We start from the raw sequence: 19,209 nt of genomic DNA, 5'->3' as shown, positions 1-19,209 counted from the left end.
CAATGTCTCAAAACACGCAGTATACAGGCGACGTAACGCTACGAAATGGCTCTCACTCGGGAACGGTTTCCGTTGAGCGTGCAGAAGACGTCCATCTCCATCCCGGTGCTGTCGATGGCGACCTCTGTGTAATCAACGCAGAGTATGTCTACATGGCAGGCGGTGATGAAGGCAACATCGACCGATCGGACACGGATGAGACCATCTCGGGAACGATTGAAGACGTCTATGTCGAAGAGCAAGGCGTTGAGGGGACGCTGATCATCGACCACCCCGGCGACGTCTTCATTGCGCCTGACGCGGTCTCTGGCACGATCGATCTTGTGAGCCCAGAGGATGTCTTCTCGAGAGTTTCCCGGAGTTCGGAACTGAGAGAGACTGTCCACGCGGCTACTCCAAAGATAGTCTCGGGATGGCAGAAATCGAGGACTATCTCCAATGATCCGGGTCTGGTATTCATCGATGGGTGGGATAACTCGGTCACGATTGACAACCTTCGGACTCCAGCGACCGTGATCGTCCAAGGCGGGAAACACACTGTCGAAATCAAGGCAGAAAATGAGAGTGCAAATGCAAAAGTATCGCTCAACTTCGTTGGCTACGACAATCAAGTCTCCTTGGGTCCTTTCGTCGACAGGGTAGAAGAGGACGAAGCTGGCAAGGACAATACGGTTGGAGAGGGCGAGTATCCTGCCGAGCGTCTCATCCAGCGGTCGCGGGAAGAAGCCTACGACGCAGCAGGGACCGGCGTCTCCCAGGTCACCTACCAGACGGTCTCGGACAGTGACGATGGGTGGTGTGAGGGCTGCGGGTCCAATGCGGACGCTGTGATCGAGCGTCATCGGGAGAAAGCATTCTTCCTCTTCGGTCACCGGCTCTTCACCAAGGAGAAGGGCAACACGACCTACCAGTGTGAGAACTGTCTCGCACCGACGATCGATGAAGCAGACCTCTCGGAAGAAGAGCGACGCAATATCTACAGCTGAGAACGCGAAGAAGAAGCGGGCGGTCAGTCTTTCACATTTTCATGCAGGGTGTAGACGAGTAGTGACCCGAGGACAACACCCATGAGAGCAAGGAAAGTCCCCGAGATTCGGGCGATGATCCCGATCGGGGAGTCGGCACCGTAGCCGACCGTCGTATAGGTGACGTAGGTGAAGTAGACGTTGTCCCACATCATCCCGATTCCTTTTGAACTGAGCAGGTGGCCGATCCCGTTGATATGCCCAACCGAGGTTTTGAATGGCCCACCAAGGAGTCCAAATGTTATTCCGAATGGGAGTGGGAAGAGGAATACGAGTGCGATAATTCTGGAGAGCCGACCACCGAAACAGCACGTTTTGTCCATGAAGTAATTCGTCGCGATACTACCACACAATTGGAACCGGTCCTTTATCGAGATGTTTGCCGACCGATCAAGGAGCAAATTCTCGTCGTGCATCCGATTGTACCGTTGACGCAGAATTCGGAACTCACGAAATGCTTTCCCGTAGCCGATAGCATCAGCTGCGTTCTGTGCATTCAGGTAGGTAAGCTCGATAGTACGGGGAGTAAATGTCTCCTCGTATTCGTATTCGGCGTTGGTTTCATCGAACGTGTGGAGACTCCAGTTGTTCCGGTCGAAATACTCGGCATGCTCTGTGAAGTCGAAGTCCTCAAACTTCGTCCGACAGAACCGGAAGTAATCCAGTAGCTGATAGTCGTCAGATGGTTCCCCAGATTCGATACCTAACGTCACATCACCGACTGTTGCGTGAGTGAGGTCGTAGCGGACCCATCCGGATGGTGGTTGTTGTATCGTGCCCTCGGGGAGGGTTGCACTTGTCAAGTTGACGTAGGTCGTGTCCTCGATCGAGGTCGGGCTAAAGTGAACTTTGTCGGAGAAGCGGACATCCTTGAACGAGATCGTCCCACCAAATTCCGTGTGGTTGAATGTCGCGGAAGAGAGAGAGGCGTTATCGAAGGATGCATCACTGGTAAAGACGGCGTCATCGAAGGACACGTCCTCTTTGAGGTGATTGTATTCGCCTGTGAATTCTGCACCTCGGAACAACGCGTCTCCATGGAAATGACACTCGGAGAAATCTGCGTCTCCATCGAACCGTGCATCATCGAAACTCGTGGTCGTCTCGAATTGCGCTCCGATGAATGCTGCTTCTGATTGGTACTCTGACGCGGTGAAGTTGCAGGATCCGTCGAAGTGAGCTTCTTCGAAATTCACTGAACGGAACAGCGCAGTTTGAAAGTCGACACCATCTGTGAATTCGACCCCTTCGAAGCACACATCATCGTGGAGATGTCGTGCGCCTCCAAGGAATTCTGCACCTCGGAAGACCGCATTCGTGTGGAAGATCGTTTCTGTGAAATCTGCGTCTCCTTTAATTGTAACTTCGTCAAAGTCCGCGTGTTCATGAACATCGACCTTCGTGAAATTCACGTCCCCATCGAATGTGGTTTCCTCGAAGCAAACTCCTTCTTCGAACGTGGCCCTATCGAAGCTTGCATGCTCGAATCCCCCGTGTGTAAAGTCAGCTTCTTCACGGAACCGAGATTCCTCGAAAGAAGCGTTATCTGAGAGGAGATTTGACGTACCTTCGAACCGGGATCCCTTGAAGTCAGCAATGTCATTGAAGATCACGCGGTTGAATCGCGCGTCTTCTCCGAAGTCAGCTTCCGTGAAGTCGATGGCATCGACAAAGTCCACGTTCGTAAACGAAGCATCTCGTTTGAACGCTGCTTCAAAGCCGGAAACTGCTCCAATAAATCGAGATCTGTCGAAAATCGCATTCTTATGGAAGGTAGCTTCGTCCATCGTGAGGTTCCCGATGGAGCAATTAGTGAATCGGATCGGTATCCATACCTCTGCTGAATCCATGTTGATCCCCTCAAACGAGCAATCTTCGAAGATGAGTGGAGATCTGTCTTCTCCTTTGAGGACAGAATAGGAGAGTGAGATTGGAGGGAGAGCAACTGCTGAGATGTGCTTCTCTTCGGCAGTTCCGTACTGGATCAGCGTTTTCAGTGCGACAGTGACGTCCTCTGGACTGATCTCCCGTCGCTTTCGTTCTTCGGGAGACATCTCAAGAATCTCTTTGCACTTCCCAATATCATCTGGTCCTCCAGAAATCGTGCGATTCATCCCTGTATTAATTTGGTTGGACGGTGCTTGATTGGGCATGGAAACAATAAATCGCCCCACCTCGATAAATGTTGGCAATCAGTTGCCCCGCTAGCTTTCATGGCGCCAGAATGACGCCTTACCAATACAATATTGGCGTCTTTTAGACATCAGAATGACGCCATTCTGCCTCCCGACATCGTCAAAAAGGCGTGGTGGTCTGTTTGAGTCGATGGATAACGAAGAGACAGACGACGAGTCACGCAAAGCACAGAACTACATGCGTCGGATGGGGGACCAGGGCTACCGTATGATGATTGAGACAACCGACCACATTGGGTCTACGACGTGGGCAGGACATAATCAACACCTCGCTGAGATCACTGTTGGACTCGACGACACGCCAGGACTCGTTCACAAACTTGACGAACTTCTCGATCAAATCCGAGGAGATCACCAGGTAAGTCAGTACGGGTGTTTCGATTGCGAGTCTCCCTTCAGAATGAAGAAAGACCCTCAGAATTGCCCTTTCTGTGGGAGTCAAGACATCAAGGAGTATGAGAAGTGGCTCGATCAGTGAGCTACCCCCACAAACAAACATAATTTATCATAGTAGTGAACCATATGCGGTACTTTTATTAGCAAAGGAGTGGACGCTATATGTGTGCCCGGAAAATATGACAATGAATACAAACACCACGTCGAAACCAATAGGCACGATGCGAGTATTGAGTGTGGCAGAACATGGGGAAATAGATCGTTACGATTCGGAATGTAGGCGGTGTTTCTGATCATGGAGTTCTCGACACCAATTATACTTTACTGGTCGCAGGACAATCTCGAGGAGGCAACGATTAACGTAAAGCATCAGTCGACACTCGATACTGTCTTCGATTCATACGGTGTGAGCTGTCTCGATGAGCTGATTGATCAGTATCTCCGACCCAAGAAGGGCTCAAATAGAATCGTCCTTGGTCAGATAACAAAGCGAGATCGGCCCACAGTAGAACCGGCAATTGACCGCCTGGCTCGTGTCGAGGGGTTCGATTACCAGATTGCAAAACAAGTTGTTTGTGAGTTTGGGGATATTCCTACCTTCTGCCAAGGAATCCGTGCGGACCCACAGTTGCAACAGTATTCTGGACGCGAATGGAGAGCCAATGTGGGTCCGATTGGATCTCTCAGGACCCGCTTAGTCGAGTCCGGTGTTTGGAAAGACCCTCCTCGCGTTGTCTTGGAGCAAGAGAATTAGACTAAGATTTCAACCCGATCACGCTGTTTTGCCAGGGAATCCCCGAAGTTCGTCAGTCTCTCTTGAGAGCCACTCTTGTGCATCTCCCACACCTCTTTCTCTAGAAATCCCTAACACAATCATAACCACGATGGAAAGATAGAGCACTCGTGTCAATGGTTTCAGAAGATATCGCTCGCGGAGAGGTGGTTTGTTTGGGATCATGTTTGGTGTATCTTGCCCTCATTTGTACCACAGACAAATATGAATGTTTTCTTTTTAGTCACAGCATGTAATATGTCTTCAAATTCCTCCATTTCAGATCGACCATCAACCCCTATCTTTTTAACCATGCCTAACTAAGCAAGGGGTGAGGACAGATCCTATGCCGATAAAAGAACCAATTGCCGAACGGAAGTCACCAGAACAACTCTCTCAGGACGACCTATTAGAAGAATTTGAGAGTCTTCGTGACGAAGTCAACGACCGCGATTCCTACGAAAGTCAGAAAAAGGTATGGGATCGGCGCGAAGAAGTCTGGAATGAAATGGAATCTCGGAGTAGTGTTACTCTCCCGCCTTGCCCTGATTGCAGAGGGAAAACGTGGCATCAATCACCAGGAGATCCGCCAGTGTGTATACAGTGTGGAACAGAAGCACCACCAAGAGTTGAAGAGTCTATCCACACAAAATGGTTAAAAATATCACGAGGTGAAGCATGAGTGCCACACCAGACAGTGGGAATAGCTCACTCACCGCGTACCGTGTTCCTGCCAAAACTGAATCGAAAAGTGCAATTTACGGAGTGGTGTTCGATGTTTACATCGTCTCCGCTGAGTCAGAAGATGACGCAGTCGCACTCGTACAGAACGAAGACAACGTTGTCGACGTAGATCGAATGGGGATAACGAATGCATCCGTGGAGGCATCAACTGATGAAATGATACACCATGTCTACTAAATCGATCGCCATACTGATGGCGCTGTCTATAGGGGCAGCGTATGCGTTGGTGATATACGCGCTATTCGTGGTGCTCCCGAGCATAATCCTATGATAGAGGACATGGTTACGATCCATCAATCACATACTACGGTTTACGTCGTTGATTACGATGGGAACAGAAAACCGGTGTGCACCTGCGCATTTGATGAGTTAGATCCCGATGAGATAGAAAATGGACGGGTGCCTCGAGGGATGCCACCGAGTAGCCCAGGGTGTAAATTCGATCCCTCAATTTCTAAGAGATCCTCCACGTTGTTTGATCCGCAATCGTGAAGATGCATCGAAGGAAGACATCGGTGTTCAGTGGTACAAAGAAGGATACGATTCAAGCGGAAATCAATTCACGGTCAACGTCCGCTGGAACGCGTAGGAAACCAGTATCCGACGTCTTTTTGAACGAGGTTTTCGACCTCATCTTTTGTGAACACAACCACATACACGAAAGAGCGTACTTTCGATATTAAAAATCTATCCGAGCAAGAAGCTCGAGCATTGCGGACGCTTCTCAACCTTAACGAGGGCGCGGTAGAAGAGAAACTAATGAGCGACGAGGGATACTGGGATCAGCACATGGAAGAGGAAACGGCTGTTGAGGTTGGTATTGAAGTTCGAGATGCGATTTTCGAGATGGTTGATCTGTAGGCGATCTTCCCGAGACCATCCCATCGGTGAACCCATATCTTTTTCACCGTGCTTAACTAAGCATGATAAGAGAACAATGCAACAAACATTGCGGTCCCCAGAGCCGTATAGTCTCAGGCAGGCCGCTAATCTCTACCGACAATGAGCCTCATTGGACGGTTTGTGGCAGGGCTTGCTCAATATGCCCAAGAGTTGCTCAAGTCACTCGTGGTGACGAGTGTTGGCGTCGTCATGATCCTCCAGACGTACGCTCCCGTGATATCTGGAACAGCAACCCCTCGACAGTGGTTTGGTGTGGTTCTCGGGGTTTGTGTTGCTCTGGTAGGTCTTTTCTCGTTCATCCCGTCTCATCTCGAAGCCCGCATGTGATTCAGTGAGCGCGGTCCAATACCTTTTTAACCATGCCTAACTAAGCAAGGGGTGAGGACAGAACCAATGCAAGAGAAGGCCGCACCGGTCCAACCAACCGGGCAAGCAACCCTGAACGTATCATTTGAGAATCCACGCCATAGTTTCGAGAACCCGCTGGTAGTCGTAGAAGTTCCGGAACGAGAAACAGAGTGGTTCTTCGAGGTAACGGCTGAATCGGAGACGGCTGTCGCCACTGCAGAATGTGTCGAATTCTCGGGTGTCATGATCGCCCCAACGACGGACAGTTTGGTCCCGACCGATGTTGCCCAAGCACTGTTGGAATATGACGGGACGTACGGGCCGGTTGACGAAGTCGATCACCCGACGACCAAAAACGCTGCTCAAGCCATCTTCGGCGAGGTCTCTGATGAATAAGAAACAACATATTCGTCTCCGAGAGATTCAGAATGTCGGATGGCAGGCGACGAAGACGGATGAAGTTCGTTTCAATGGCGGGTCTGAAACCATCGAACACGCCACATTGAAGATGGTCGCTGCAAAGCTGATCACTGACCGTGGGATGAAGGTCTCAAGTGAAGTCGTCCACGATGAGCTTGGGGAAATCGACGTCCTCTCTCATGGTCCATTAGATGGGAAAGCATTTGCTGTTGAAGTGGAGTCCGGTCTCACTCCAGAAGTCCAAGACGATAAGATGGATAGGTATGTTGACGGAGAGGTAATCCGTGAGTGCTTTTTCCTCCCGGTAGAGGATGCACCAGAGAACATTCACGAGATGGAAGAATGGGTCGAAGGGAGGATCTTCTAATGGTAAGCAAAGGGATTGGCATCACTGGATTCCCAGGTGCTGGTAAGTCGGTCGCAGGAGTGTATCTCGCAGAAGAACTTGAGGCAATCCATATCGAAACGGGTGACATCGTCCGTGGTGGCGCACGCCGATACTTTGGAAAGCCTGCTTCCGATCTCACGAGCGAAGAACTCGGCGACTACTCTACGTATCGGAGAGAAACGGATGGTGGTGATTACGTGGTTCAGGACATAATTGCGGATCTTAATGACCATCAGGCGTACCCTCAAAGACCGGTCGTAATCTCGGGTGTTCGTGATACATCTGCACCAAGTCTCCTTGACAAATACTTCGACGATTTTGACCTCATCTGGGTCCATGCAGACTTCGACGTTCGGCTCCGAAGAATACAGGAACGAGGTCGGCAAAACGAAGGTGAGTTTGAAAAAGAAGATCTGAAGATTAGGGATGGCCGTGAATCGATGTGGGGCGTTGGTGACGTTGCTGCCCGCGCAGATCACAAAATAACCAATAGCTGGAGCGTTGCCCGACTGAAAGAGAAGCTTTTCGAGGTGGTCTGTGATGAGTGATACAAAGAAACATGCACCAAACTGCGTCTCTCAGCTAAAGTGTGAACAGCTCAATGAGATGGCTGATGAAGGTCATTCAATATCGGAACTAGTTCAGAGGTCTGGAATCTCTCGGAAGGTCGTCAGAACCCATGTGGATGGCAATTGTAGTCACAGTGGAAACGTCGATGACGAAGATTCGAAGACGTGTCCGTATTGCGACCTCCCGATCACCAATCTCCCGGCACATCTGCCGTGTGGGCCTTCTCAAGAGGCAACGGCATCGGGTGGTGTCGATGATGACTGACGATAGTGATCAAGCACAGAGCGTTGAGCAGTTCCCCTCTGACTTGTGTAGACACCCTTACCCAAGCACTGTAGAATCGATTATCTGGATGTTCCGAAAGTACTTCACAAAACAGGATATCCCGCCTAAAGCGTGGGTTCGTCTTCGATGCCCGGAGACCGAGGAATTCTTCGCTACCGAGCATTCAGATCCGGAATGGGTATCGGAAAGTATCGGCCTCTACGATTGCATTCGATGTGGCGGATCTCATCGATTTGCCTGGGATATCGCTCCCTCTCCAGTGTTACTTAGTGAAGAATACAGCGTCGATAGTGAATCTTCGAGTCAGACGGAGGGTCACGATGTCAACTAACGGGACAAGGGTTCGTTCCCCCACAAATGAGATCACATTTGGGGACGCAGACCCGACAATCGCTGCTCTCGACGAGATCTACCTTGATGGTACGCTCGTGCTTGTCGGCTGTGGGAGCGCCAAACGAGATCCAACAGACCCTGTCGATGTACACGAAGCAACCGTTGGGCCCGATGAAACGTTCTACGAGAACGGTGTCGAAACAAGTGGGCCCGCATGGCGTGCCGAAGATCTGTATACTTCGTCGTACTTCGCCGTAAAACGCGAATTTGCAGAAACCGTCACGCGCTGGGGACAAGACCGTGATGATGGCGCGAGTCCGTGGGCCATTCTCTCTGCAGAACACGACTTGCTCCCAACCTGGAAACCCGTCACGACCTATGACACGACCATCGATGATCTTGGAGACGATGAGGCGAATGAAGATCATTGGGTCGAAAACTCGATGGGTCGACGACGCCCAGATGGGCGAGAGATAGTCACCGAGATGGATCAATGGGCAACAGATGTTGCGTACGGAGTGGCACGGTGGATTTCGGGATACCGTGACAGAGACATGAATCCATGGGAAAATCAAGCAAATACACTTCTCGTCCTCGCCGGACAGAAGTACACAAATGCACTCCGTGACCGAGGCGTCTTTGAGAATGGGATTGCGAAGATGGTCGGAGACCCGAACAGCGGGTATACGCTTCCCGTCGAGACACGCTTCCTGTTTGAAGAGATCGACGCCGGGGGAATCGGTGAGCAGATGGCGTGGCTTAGCGATGCCGTTGACCGTCTAGACAACAAGCGTGACGACGCCGGTCGACAATACGATTTCGCGTCGTTTGGTGGCGATACATACGAGTGTCAGCACTGTGGAGGGAGTCCACCGGACGTGCAGCTCGACGAGTACGGTGGTGAAGTCACCTGTCCAGATTGTAGCCCAGACCAGTGTGCAAGGTGTGGTGGCTGGACACACGATACCGGTCTTGGTAGTTATCCGCTTTGTGAGGACTGCCAGACAAACTCGGGCGGCCAGAAGCGAACACCCCTCAATCCCGAGACGACCGAGCAACTCGGATTCGATGTCGTTACCGACGGAGGTGATTCAAATGAGTAAATCGGAAGACGACATATACCACTGCCCTGCCTGCGGTTATATCTGGAGTGGGTATGAACGCCCGCCACCACACCCGCACTGTCCACAGTGCCACGATGATGTAATGAGACGAGGGCCACCGAAGGACCGAGGCAATAGTGGCCCCGAAGAGAGCATTCTACGCCAAGCATACGACCAGCTTGACTACGGATTCGTCGAGGTCTCCGAACAGGTGACCGTACCATCCGTATCACCTGCTAAATTCGACTACGACGAGTCACCCGACATCACAGACGCATACAAGATCGAACAAGGAATGGATGGGTCTGAGCTTTCGTGCATTGACGTACTCGCCAAGAACGGACAAGCCTGGTACGAATTCAGCTACACAGCGAAGGTATTCGACGACGATCAAAACGAGTTCTGTAATCTCAACATTAGCACGGCCGGGGTGACAGTCTTCCAGCGAGAGGATTCGTTATCGTTTGAGACGTTTGAACGAGTGGTCCGTCTTGTTGAGAACGTGCTTGAAACGTCGCTAGTATACAATCCGGAGACAGACAATGAGTGATAATCCGCGAATCCCATCGGCAAACGAAGTTTCGATACCGAGTAGCGTAGATCCCGATGCACCGCCAAATACCGAAGGAGACAATTCTAATGGTACTGGTGCGCCCGATTCAACTCGAGCAAATGAACCAAATAAGCGTCCTATGCAGGGACCAGAGCCGTGCCCCTGCTGTGGTGGCCCGTACCATGTGGGGCTATCGGGTGTGATCAGTAGCCGTAATCGGATGGACATGGGCAGCGTGCATCACGTTTGTTTCCATCCGTCGGACGACGATGGCCCCGCTGCGGCCTATGTTCATCCAATGATGTGGGAAGACGAGTACTCCGAGGGGTTGGTTGTAGATGAGTGAACAATCCGTGGAATCCTTTGAACGCCAAGACGAGACGGCGACAGACCCAACATCAATTCGCCAACAGTCCAGTATGCGATACTGGTTCCCACGCTTGGAATCGACCGGCGTACCGGTACCACAAACAGAGTGGATAACACTCCGGACCTGGGACGAAGCGACGTCCATTAGCGAAGGTGTCCCACTCCCAGACACTGACGATTTCTGTGACGCCGTCGAAGCAGTTGGTGGTCCTCCGGCGTTCATACGAACAGACCAAGCAAGCGACAAGCACAGCATGGCGAGTGCTTCTCGAGTCACCAGTCTTGACGAAGACCACCTCAAAGACCATGCGTTCAAAGTCGGGAGGCACAACAACATGGCAGGATTCGTTGGCTTGCCGTTCACTCACCTCGCGATTCGGGAGTGGCTCGACCTCAAGGAATACTTCACGGCGTTCGAGCATACACCGATTGCTCCGGAGGTTCGTGTGTTTCTCTACGAAGGAGAGATCGAGTCAATCGGTTTCTACTGGCCGGAGGATGCGATTGAACACCATTCACGTCATAACGGTGGTGGTGGTCTAGTCGATGACTGGAAGGTTCGGTTACAGACGGCGCGTCATGAAGCATTCGGCCAATCGCAGTCTCGAATTGTTGAGTCGATGGCCGAGACGGTCGCAGACGTGTTTACAGACGGCTACTGGTCGGTAGATTTTGCATTAACGGAGTCCGATGAGTGGTACTGCATCGACATGGCGCGTGGTGAGGCGAGCTGGCACCCAGATGGATGCGTGAAACCGGAGGCAATTCGAGATGATTGAATCAACCAGATACGGCCACTCGTTTCGAGCACGGATCGGTCCAGTACTTATCGAAGCATGGTACGAGCGATCTCCTCAGTCGTGGATACGCTTTGATTCAGGGGGAAAGGTGAGTGTCTATGCCGAGTGAGAATATGAAGACGCAAGGAGATCAAGACAAGTGTGTCGCCTGTAGTAAACCCCGTGACGAATGGGGACAAGACAGGGTGATCACTGGAGAGCTTACGAGAGGCGACGTGAATATGGAACTCCAGAAAGAAGGCAATGGTCCGATCTGCTCTCAAAGTTGCATGTGGGACCGGGCGGACGACTTTCGAGAAGCGTTTGACAGTCCACCAGCTCGTGTTTCTCCCCGCTTTGGAGGCCCAGGGAGGCATAAACTATGACTCCGGAATCTGTGGATGTGCTCCAGCGTCTCCATGGAAAAGAGATCGCCATAACGCATACCACAAAATCGAAAGCGTTCCGATATCTCCAGCCGTATCAGATCAAATCAGCCATTCGTGAGTGCCGTGGGCATCTGTTTTCGAAGAGACACACAGATCGTGAATTCCATTTGCTCACGCCTGAGAACATCGTTCTCATCCTTCAAGAGGAAGACTCCAAGATTGTCGTGGTAACGCAAACAAATCACCATGTGAACCATCACAAGAGCGATGACTACAATCTGATCACGTACAACAAGGGTGAGATTGTGTAATGTCCAATGTACTCGTACAGGACTTGCCGTACGAATCCATCGGCAAAGCTGTCGTCGCGCTCTTTGCGATCGTCACCATGTTCGTTATAGTGGTGGTCTCGATTGCGGTCTTCGTGGCTCTCTGGATCCGTGGCTGGACGTGGGTCTCTAACCGGATGTACCGTGGTTACGATGTTAACCCTCAAGAGAAACGACCGCCGCTGTGGAAAGTGCGAATCTCTGGCGTTGCGCTTGGGCTCGCACGGTTTAAGTTCCGAAAGATCCCGGCAGCGTACCGCGAAGCGGAAGAACTAGCAGGATCGGACACAACATTCCGACAATACCTGTCGCGAGTGTTCTCTCGTGAGAACTAACCATGGACGTGCACAGAAACCAGACGAGCAGGCGGAATCCTGTAAAGGAGATCCCAATTAGCCACCGATGAACCACAAAAAGATCCGACCACTCCTGAAAGACGGTGCATCGAAAGACGACTACGACGAAGACGATATTGCCGGGTACCATATGACGAATAAGCGTCGGTCAAGAATACAACCGATAGGGTACTGTGTTGATCACGAACCCCACGACACGAAAGAGGAAGCAGCACAGTGCTTTGAAGACTACACTCTCGAGAATCACTATGACGAAGAACGGTGGCAACATCATCAAAAACAGCGTGATGAGTGTATTGTCTGTGGTGAGTGGGGACGATGGGTGTATCAACCAGCAATGTACTCGTGGCTCCCACCAGTGTGGGCGTGTGAGGACCACAAAGGAAAAGCCACGGTTGCAGAGGAATTCGAGGTAACGCCGTCGCGAGAGACATGGGGGTCGTTCTAAATGGTCGTTGATCGTTGGGATATGGCAGAGGCGGAGGGGCCGCCAATTCACCCGAAAGAAGACGGTGGATGGTACTGCCGGCATTTCTTCGAATCCTTTGGGTTTGGACAAGCGGTAGAGAACGACGGTGATTGCCCATTTTGTGGGTCCCCCGTTGAAGGCTTCAAAGAAGCGCTAAAACACGTTGCAGGCCTGAAATATGGTGTGTATCTTAGGACAGCGAAGCAAAGCGACCGATACGCACAGGAGAATGGACGAGAGAATTATGCGTTCTTTCGGGAGATAGCATTCGAATTTCGCAAAAAAGCAAGGCTAAAGAAGCGTTTCGAGGTGATGTTCGATGACGTCTGAGACGGAGAAAGCTATCGAATGTATCCGAGAGGACTCAGATCGGTTCGTGATCCTCCAAGACATCGTGGGGCACTCGAAAAAAGCACCATCGATGGACGAACTGGTCCACGCTAACCCCAACCTCACCCGTGGGGAGATTATTGAACATCTCGGGGCGCTTGCTGACAATGGTGTTGTGGAGTCTGTCGAACTGTCGATGGACGATTGGGATGGTGATTCGCCGCTTCAGTTCTTCCGTCTGTCCGACAAGGGTCGAGAGCTGATGGACACCTACGGGATGCTAAAAGCCGAGGATACCGTCGAAATGATGTGGGACATACTGGAGAAACCGCCACATATCAAAGCGTGTGAGGACGCTCCACGACCGGAGGATTTTGATGACTGAGCAGTCCGTGGGGCGAATCGAACCGTGGCGAAAGACGATACCGTTGCGTGATTTGCTACGCCTGCAATTTAGCAACGCGGAAGTGAATGGTACAGAGGTCCACTATGAAGGGTTGACACTCCGAGCAAAGGGCGAGTACACGAATGAGAACGCCAGAGCACTTCTATCGTCGATTCGCCACATGAGAATGGAGGGATTGGTTTGAAGCGCGATGAGAGTGCTACGCTCGAAGCACTTCCAATCAACGTGCGTCTGATCCACTACATACTCAAGGACAATGGTCGGATGACGGTCCAAGAGCTGGCAGATTCGTCGATGATGAGCAAAAAGAGTGTTCGGAAAGCGACGAGGCAATTGTGTAAAACCGAGTATGCAGAGAAACGTCCGGTCTTGGGAGACGCCCGAAAACGAGTGTATCGTGCAACCACTCCCGAGGAAGGAAATACCGATACTGGAGGTCAAGAAAATGGAAAAGCCTACTGAGAAACCGGGAGGTGAAACAGAACTGGTAGATAGTGCTGAGGATACCAATAGTACTTCTGACGATGATTTCCTACGATTCGATCCCGACGAATCAACCGATGAATGGGGGACTCCAAAAGAACTCTTTCGACCCATTGAGAACGCTGTCGGTGGATTCGACTTAGATCCGTGCAGCGGGGCTGAAGAATCGGCACTTGCAGACTCCACGCTTTCGAAAGACGACGATGGTCTTTCGGAAGCTTGGTTTGGAAATGTCTGGGTAAATCCGCCGTATTCTGACATCGGGCCGTGGGTTCGAAAGTGCGTAAACGAAGTGAAACGTGACGACGTTGGTTGCATTGTCGTTCTCATTCCCGTTCGCACATCGCCTCAGTGGTTCCATAAGTACGTACTGGACGCAGATCTGTTATGCTTCATCGAGGGGCGTTTGTCGTTCCTGAACCCCGAGAAGCGCCCCACGACTGCCCCATTCGCCAGCCTCTTAGCGGTGTACGGGGACGTGCCTGACGAACTCATTGAAGTCCTCGATGAGTGGGGTGCGATGTTCTCTTCGCGTGATCGTGTACAGATGACCGAACAGACCGAGTTGGCGGTATAAACGACCTATTCACTCAAATGAGTACCAAACCCCTTGTTGGCGTACTGACGTTCGATTCGTCGGGAGGGATTGGGTGGCGACCTACCGCTGTGAAACAATGAGCAAAGCAAAAGAAGACGAACTCGTTCCCGTGCTGATGGTAGCGTATGAAGACGACGCAGACCTCGAAATCGAGAATAACGAGGATGGACAACCAACTGTCCAGAACCACGATGAAATTGTAAACAGTGACGGGACTTTCGAGGAGATTCGTGCATTGAAGAGAAGTTCGGTTGAAGAATGGGATTTGGATATAGTGACACCCTCGGATCCGCTGTGGGATGAACGGTTTGAAGACCTCGAAAGTGGTGATGCATGGCGCGTTGATGAATTGAAAGACTAACCCCGTTGGAGTATGAGGGTTCGACTCCCTCACGGGTCTTTGCGGAATAATCAAAACATGAAAGCAAATCCACTCGTGGATTATGATGGCAAGAGTACGTAGAATATTCGGTAAAATTCGAAATTGGATAAAATCACAACGCGAGAGAAAAGCAATCGAAGAGATTAGAAAATCAATGGAGAAACGAGATTACGAATCTATTGATGAAGAGAAGTATATGAAATGACTACAGATTATCCGAATATGGGTGGGAAGAACCATGACAATAAACAAGAAATATATCGGGACGCAATTTGTGTGGTTAAACATCACGATGAGGGCAGCGTTGCAGTATTCACGGGGACGTATCCTCCAGATGATGCCGAACCAAAGAAATACGACCTCGAAGTCTTCAACGATGCGAACCATCAAATGCTGGAAGGTAATTACAAGCCAATGTCGAGAATTCTGGCGGGTAAGCAACCCACTACTGACTAAACCATTAAGAGTGATAGAACAATGACAGAACCACATTCATTAGATGAACTGAGTGTTGTTGATCTTGGCAGGGCAATCCTTGATGAAGCGACTGTCTGGGTTGTGTGCCCGGAAGAAAACCGGAGTGGATGCCCCTACTCGATAGGAGAACATAGGCTGTCTGACTACCCGGCAAGTTGGCTTGCGAGAGAACCAAGGTGTGAGGAATGCGGTTGCTATCTGGCAATCACTCCCGTTCGAGGTGCAAAGAGATGATACAAAACTACACAGCTGGATTGGTACTTAGTGGAGGGATGTATTCAATCGGAGTGCTCCTAATAGGGTATTCCGAATCAAAAGAAGTTGGATACAAAGACCCGTGGTGTTTGGCAAGTATTGGGTTCGGAATGGTGGTACCATCCGCAGCAGTCTTTGCTGCAATACCAGCTGCAAGCCTACTTGGTGACACAGGGATGGTTATCGCACTACCACTCTGGGTACTATTCATCTTCTCAGGGATTCTGCTTTCAGGGTTTGTCGTTGCACCCCTGCTTGCAAGATTCGTTAAAAATCCGTCACAGGTACTGGTGAGAATACAATGACCGATGACAAAGACTGGTATGAAGTGGTCCTCTCGTTTCCAGTTCACGTCTATGATGGATATGGTCCGTCTCCTCCAGATAGCAATTCGCTACTGGTTAAGGCAGAACCAGCTGACGAGGACGAAATCAGAAAGAAGGTCTCCGAAAAGTGCCCGTGTGATTTTGAGATACTCGATATTAGCTACGCAACGTGGTTGAATGATGAATAACGAACTACAGAATGCAGACGGATATATCGAACGTGCGAGGAAAGAAGATCTGAAGACGAAGATGTATCGGGAATACAGTAGGGGTTGGCAACGAATCCATTCTCGAAAAATAGCGTATCAGTGTCGGAAGCGTGCAAGGGATATCAAACTCGACAAGATCTGTCATCCAGGACGGGAAGTGTAGAACGATGTTGGTTCACGATATAATGTGCTGGATTTTTGGCCACGTATGGATCGTTGAAAAAGTATCCCTCCCATGGGAAGACACAGAATATGCAAAACATTGCGACCGATGCAACACAGTTGTCTGGGATTGTGACCCGACCTCAGACATATCTGATGGTGATCGAGGATGAGACGCCCAGACCACGAGCGAGCGAAAGAGATAGCACAGGAAGAAGAATGTCCGGAGTGTGGTTCTGATCTTAAAGCCAACACTGTGGGTGCCTACATAGACTGTGAAACCGAACGATGTTGTTGGATGGGATGGTCCTACGAATTTGCAGGAGCGATGAAGTGAAGAACCCCGATAACGACGGTCAGTACTAGACCCGTGATTAGCGAAAGAACGATTGTTGATAGAGACGTAGGCGGACCAATAATAATCGATGTGAGGGCAACCCTCGATAAGTTCGATCAAGACTTCGAAGCGATCCACGTTCAAGGAGAGGGTGTGTTCGAATCAGTTGATGAGCTACCGGAACCTCTTCACTCATCTGGGCACGGCGATAACGTCATAGCCTGGTCACGAGATTGGGTCGTCTACACGTATATTGCCGATCCAGAGTACAGAGACGTTGGTGTAGGTAAGAAACCACGCGACCCGAGAGACGTCTGGTCAGAGTAATGGATTGAGACCATGGCAGACAACAACGAGATTGTGTTTTTCAAATCGGTATGTAGTGCCAACGATGGGTTAGTGACACTGATCGACAACCACGAAACAAGCGAAATGCTTGAGAAACGCGACTGTGAGTCTGTTTCAATCATTTGGTGGGACGCCCAGTCCGAGAATCCAACCGAGGAGATGGAGAACCATGCTCTGTGAAGAATGTGGTTCGTTCGATCTCGTCTTTGGGCACAATGTCGATGGCGATCTCAGGCGCGGATACACGTGCAAAAAGTGCGGTCACAAGGTGATCGGGTGATGGAGCCATCAGCACTCACTGAAGAGATAGACCACTGTTCGAATTGTGGATACCCTGTCTACATGAGATGTAAAATGACTCCGGATGGACAGATAAACAACTTCCCCTGTGGCCATACGTACTACTGCCCGAAACGTCCAAGATCAATGGGATGGGTACTGGTCGCTATCGCATTGCTATACGCATTCCTGCTATGGGGATTGGCGGCCGTATTATAGACCAAACCATGCAAAACACCGTAATAATCGTGAGTATGCGTCTATTGGCCCTTGCAGGGACAGTTAGCTATTACAAAAATGAGTATCAACCAAACAAAGAACAGAAACGCAAACAGAGAGCATGTAATCACGACGATTACGAAACTAAATATTCACCGATCGGGTTTTGCAGCGATACACCGACGTTAACTGCCCGACTAGTGTTTTGGAAAGAGACTCACTGTGTTGAGTGTGGGGAACAAATCGATACTGAAAGGATTAAAAAGGACGTACCACTGGCAGAGAGCGGTGAATAAACAAGCCAACAAACTATGAGTAAGATACAACAGCGGATCGACGAACTAGAAGAAAAGAAATCTGAAGAACAAGAATTCCAATCGAAGCTGCAGGGGACAAATGTGGAACTGGATACCCTGAAGCAGTTGCAGGAAGAGGACTTACCCCTGGACGTATTGGAAAACTCATACGAGATAATAAAAGAGAAACACGACAACTTCCCGCACATGAGATACCCTGCGCAAGGTCTTCAGATTCGAGGGTTCATGAACGCAACACAGATCGCCATCGAAGAGAAGTCGACCGAATAAGCACAATATCGGCAACCTATGACAGACACGTCACAACAGATAATCGACGCTGCTGTAGAATCGATTCAAAACCGGGAATATCTAGGGCAATCGCCCGTTCCCACGAACTGTGTGTATTTCGACGTCCGTGCAGACGGACGGAAATCATCACGACCATCAGTCAAAGATGTCCAACTTGCCTTGTTGAGCGAAGACCACGAAATAGATGGTTCATTCGATCTCGACGATGTCCCAGAGTCCGAAGATGAATTAGAGGATCTTCTGATGGACGACCATCGGGTCGAACTGGTTGATGGCGGGTACCAAACAAACACAGATGGCTAATTGGTTACTGGAACATGCCGAAAAGATGTACAGAGCGGGCCAGAATTCGGTGGAGGTAGGGATCCTGGGGAGCGTGTCGGAAGAGCCCTTTTCGGATCAAGTAGCCACAGAACCGCCACTCTTCTCCGAAACTCACGTTTATCGCGTCTGGGTGGATCCAGAAGAAGAAACATTTGTGAGTATCAATGCTCGGTCAAAAGAGGAAGCCGAAGCAATCTTCAAACGACGCAGATCGGCAGCGCTTGCATCTGAGTATGTCGGGGAATTAAACGACATTCTTGACCGCTAACTATCCAATATCCTTTTGAACACGAGTAATATTCAGTGGATTATATGAGTAACACCGGACAATCCGAGAATACTCACTACACCTGTTCAGGGTGCGGCAAAACAACGGAGCTTAGTGAGCTTCACGAGAAAGAGTTCAGCCATCTTGGCGATGATCCCAACGAATATATTGTAGAAAAACTCTTCCTTTGTCGAAAGTGCGTCCCACATCCAAATCGAGATGATAGCGACCTTATCGAGAAGCTTGCCAAACTAGAACATCGACAATGGATGTACTGGGCACAGAATCTCATGGAGCGGGAAGATCTCCCAGACGAACTCACTGAACGATGGAAGGACTGTATGGTGCCTTACGATGAGCTCGGGAGGGTAGAGAAGGATCAGGATCGTCGATGGGCTCGACGTGCGTATTCTCTTGCTGTGAAGTCAGAAATCAACTCAGAGTAACAGACCACAATCTTTTTTACCATGCC

26 protein-coding genes are annotated in these 19,209 nt (G+C 50.4%); 25 read left to right on the top strand and 1 reads right to left on the bottom strand.

Annotated features, from left to right (window positions below; genetic code table 11):
• Positions 1 to 2: 2 nt before the first annotated feature.
• Positions 3 to 986: a hypothetical protein gene (locus tag AC1XDK_RS20440; protein WP_483351821.1), complete on the top strand. Its 984-nt coding sequence runs from the start codon at positions 3 to 5 to the stop codon at positions 984 to 986.
• A gap of 23 nt (positions 987 to 1,009) precedes the next feature.
• Here the strand turns inward: AC1XDK_RS20440 and AC1XDK_RS20435 are convergent, their stop codons facing one another.
• Positions 1,010 to 3,178 carry a pentapeptide repeat-containing protein gene (locus AC1XDK_RS20435; protein ID WP_483351820.1) on the bottom strand — a complete coding sequence of 723 codons (2,169 nt, stop codon included), beginning with the start codon at positions 3,176 to 3,178 and terminating at the stop codon, positions 1,010 to 1,012.
• Between the two features lie 172 nt (positions 3,179 to 3,350).
• Here AC1XDK_RS20435 and AC1XDK_RS20430 point away from each other — a divergent pair, with 172 nt between their 5' ends.
• The 24 genes from AC1XDK_RS20430 (at position 3,351) to AC1XDK_RS20315 (ending at position 19,183) form a co-directional block, all read left to right on the top strand.
• Positions 3,351 to 3,698 carry a hypothetical protein gene (locus AC1XDK_RS20430; RefSeq protein WP_483351819.1) on the top strand — a complete coding sequence of 116 codons (348 nt, stop codon included), beginning with the start codon at positions 3,351 to 3,353 and terminating at the stop codon, positions 3,696 to 3,698.
• Positions 3,699 to 5,066: 1,368 nt separating this feature from the next.
• Positions 5,067 to 5,309, top strand: a complete 243-nt coding sequence (locus AC1XDK_RS20425) for a hypothetical protein (protein WP_483351818.1) — start codon at positions 5,067 to 5,069, stop codon at positions 5,307 to 5,309.
• A 1,119-nt stretch (positions 5,310 to 6,428) separates the two neighbouring features.
• Positions 6,429 to 6,779, top strand: coding sequence for a hypothetical protein (locus AC1XDK_RS20420; protein WP_483351817.1), 351 nt, complete (start codon positions 6,429 to 6,431; stop codon positions 6,777 to 6,779).
• The gene (locus tag AC1XDK_RS20415) at positions 6,772 to 7,170 is read left to right on the top strand and encodes a hypothetical protein (protein ID WP_483351816.1); all 399 of its coding nucleotides are present in this window, start codon (positions 6,772 to 6,774) and stop codon (positions 7,168 to 7,170) included. Before AC1XDK_RS20420 ends, AC1XDK_RS20415 begins: the two co-directional genes overlap by 8 nt.
• Positions 7,170 to 7,739, top strand: a complete 570-nt coding sequence (locus tag AC1XDK_RS20410; RefSeq protein ID WP_483351815.1) for an AAA family ATPase — start codon at positions 7,170 to 7,172, stop codon at positions 7,737 to 7,739. Before AC1XDK_RS20415 ends, AC1XDK_RS20410 begins: the two co-directional genes overlap by 1 nt.
• Before the next feature lie 627 nt (positions 7,740 to 8,366).
• A complete protein-coding gene (locus tag AC1XDK_RS20405; RefSeq protein ID WP_483351814.1) occupies positions 8,367 to 9,482 on the top strand; it encodes a DUF6884 domain-containing protein in 1,116 nt (371 codons plus the stop codon).
• Complete coding sequence (locus tag AC1XDK_RS20400) at positions 9,475 to 10,032, top strand: hypothetical protein (protein WP_483351813.1); 558 nt, start codon at positions 9,475 to 9,477, stop codon at positions 10,030 to 10,032. Before AC1XDK_RS20405 ends, AC1XDK_RS20400 begins: the two co-directional genes overlap by 8 nt.
• 341 nt (positions 10,033 to 10,373) lie before the next feature.
• Positions 10,374 to 11,183 (top strand): ATP-grasp domain-containing protein, encoded by an 810-nt coding sequence (locus AC1XDK_RS20395; RefSeq protein WP_483351812.1) that lies wholly within the window; start codon positions 10,374 to 10,376, stop codon positions 11,181 to 11,183.
• A gap of 382 nt (positions 11,184 to 11,565) precedes the next feature.
• Positions 11,566 to 11,883, top strand: coding sequence for a hypothetical protein (locus AC1XDK_RS20390; RefSeq protein WP_483351811.1), 318 nt, complete (start codon positions 11,566 to 11,568; stop codon positions 11,881 to 11,883).
• Positions 11,883 to 12,236 carry a hypothetical protein gene (locus tag AC1XDK_RS20385; protein ID WP_483351810.1) on the top strand — a complete coding sequence of 118 codons (354 nt, stop codon included), beginning with the start codon at positions 11,883 to 11,885 and terminating at the stop codon, positions 12,234 to 12,236. Before AC1XDK_RS20390 ends, AC1XDK_RS20385 begins: the two co-directional genes overlap by 1 nt.
• A gap of 490 nt (positions 12,237 to 12,726) precedes the next feature.
• Positions 12,727 to 13,056, top strand: coding sequence for a hypothetical protein (locus AC1XDK_RS20380; protein WP_483351809.1), 330 nt, complete (start codon positions 12,727 to 12,729; stop codon positions 13,054 to 13,056).
• Positions 13,046 to 13,441, top strand: coding sequence for a transcriptional regulator (locus AC1XDK_RS20375; RefSeq protein ID WP_483351808.1), 396 nt, complete (start codon positions 13,046 to 13,048; stop codon positions 13,439 to 13,441). Before AC1XDK_RS20380 ends, AC1XDK_RS20375 begins: the two co-directional genes overlap by 11 nt.
• Positions 13,434 to 13,646, top strand: coding sequence for a hypothetical protein (locus tag AC1XDK_RS20370; protein WP_483351807.1), 213 nt, complete (start codon positions 13,434 to 13,436; stop codon positions 13,644 to 13,646). Before AC1XDK_RS20375 ends, AC1XDK_RS20370 begins: the two co-directional genes overlap by 8 nt.
• Complete coding sequence (locus AC1XDK_RS20365) at positions 13,643 to 13,924, top strand: winged helix-turn-helix transcriptional regulator (RefSeq protein ID WP_483351806.1); 282 nt, start codon at positions 13,643 to 13,645, stop codon at positions 13,922 to 13,924. The genes AC1XDK_RS20370 and AC1XDK_RS20365 overlap by 4 nt, the downstream gene beginning before the upstream one ends.
• Positions 13,908 to 14,522, top strand: a complete 615-nt coding sequence (locus AC1XDK_RS20360; RefSeq protein ID WP_483351805.1) for a DNA N-6-adenine-methyltransferase — start codon at positions 13,908 to 13,910, stop codon at positions 14,520 to 14,522. Before AC1XDK_RS20365 ends, AC1XDK_RS20360 begins: the two co-directional genes overlap by 17 nt.
• A gap of 73 nt (positions 14,523 to 14,595) precedes the next feature.
• On the top strand, positions 14,596 to 14,904 hold the full coding sequence (locus AC1XDK_RS20355) for a hypothetical protein (RefSeq protein WP_483351804.1): 309 nt from the start codon (positions 14,596 to 14,598) through the stop codon (positions 14,902 to 14,904).
• 243 nt (positions 14,905 to 15,147) lie between these two features.
• Positions 15,148 to 15,381 (top strand): hypothetical protein, encoded by a 234-nt coding sequence (locus tag AC1XDK_RS20350; RefSeq protein WP_483351803.1) that lies wholly within the window; start codon positions 15,148 to 15,150, stop codon positions 15,379 to 15,381.
• A gap of 251 nt (positions 15,382 to 15,632) precedes the next feature.
• Entirely contained in the window at positions 15,633 to 15,962 is a 330-nt protein-coding gene (locus AC1XDK_RS20345) for a hypothetical protein (RefSeq protein ID WP_483351802.1), read from the top strand.
• On the top strand, positions 15,959 to 16,171 hold the full coding sequence (locus tag AC1XDK_RS20340) for a hypothetical protein (RefSeq protein WP_483351801.1): 213 nt from the start codon (positions 15,959 to 15,961) through the stop codon (positions 16,169 to 16,171). The genes AC1XDK_RS20345 and AC1XDK_RS20340 overlap by 4 nt, the downstream gene beginning before the upstream one ends.
• Before the next feature lie 553 nt (positions 16,172 to 16,724).
• Complete coding sequence (locus AC1XDK_RS20335) at positions 16,725 to 17,018, top strand: hypothetical protein (protein ID WP_483351800.1); 294 nt, start codon at positions 16,725 to 16,727, stop codon at positions 17,016 to 17,018.
• 12 nt (positions 17,019 to 17,030) lie between these two features.
• Positions 17,031 to 17,219: a hypothetical protein gene (locus tag AC1XDK_RS20330; RefSeq protein WP_483351799.1), complete on the top strand. Its 189-nt coding sequence runs from the start codon at positions 17,031 to 17,033 to the stop codon at positions 17,217 to 17,219.
• Between the two features lie 629 nt (positions 17,220 to 17,848).
• Positions 17,849 to 18,124 (top strand): hypothetical protein, encoded by a 276-nt coding sequence (locus tag AC1XDK_RS20325; RefSeq protein WP_483351798.1) that lies wholly within the window; start codon positions 17,849 to 17,851, stop codon positions 18,122 to 18,124.
• Positions 18,125 to 18,416: 292 nt separating this feature from the next.
• Complete coding sequence (locus tag AC1XDK_RS20320) at positions 18,417 to 18,737, top strand: hypothetical protein (RefSeq protein WP_483351797.1); 321 nt, start codon at positions 18,417 to 18,419, stop codon at positions 18,735 to 18,737.
• A gap of 44 nt (positions 18,738 to 18,781) precedes the next feature.
• Positions 18,782 to 19,183, top strand: a complete 402-nt coding sequence (locus AC1XDK_RS20315; protein WP_483351796.1) for a hypothetical protein — start codon at positions 18,782 to 18,784, stop codon at positions 19,181 to 19,183.
• The last annotated feature ends 26 nt before the right edge of the window (positions 19,184 to 19,209 follow it).

This window comes from Haladaptatus sp. HS23 (genome assembly GCF_056892285.1).
This window is presented reverse-complemented; position numbering and strand designations above follow the sequence as displayed.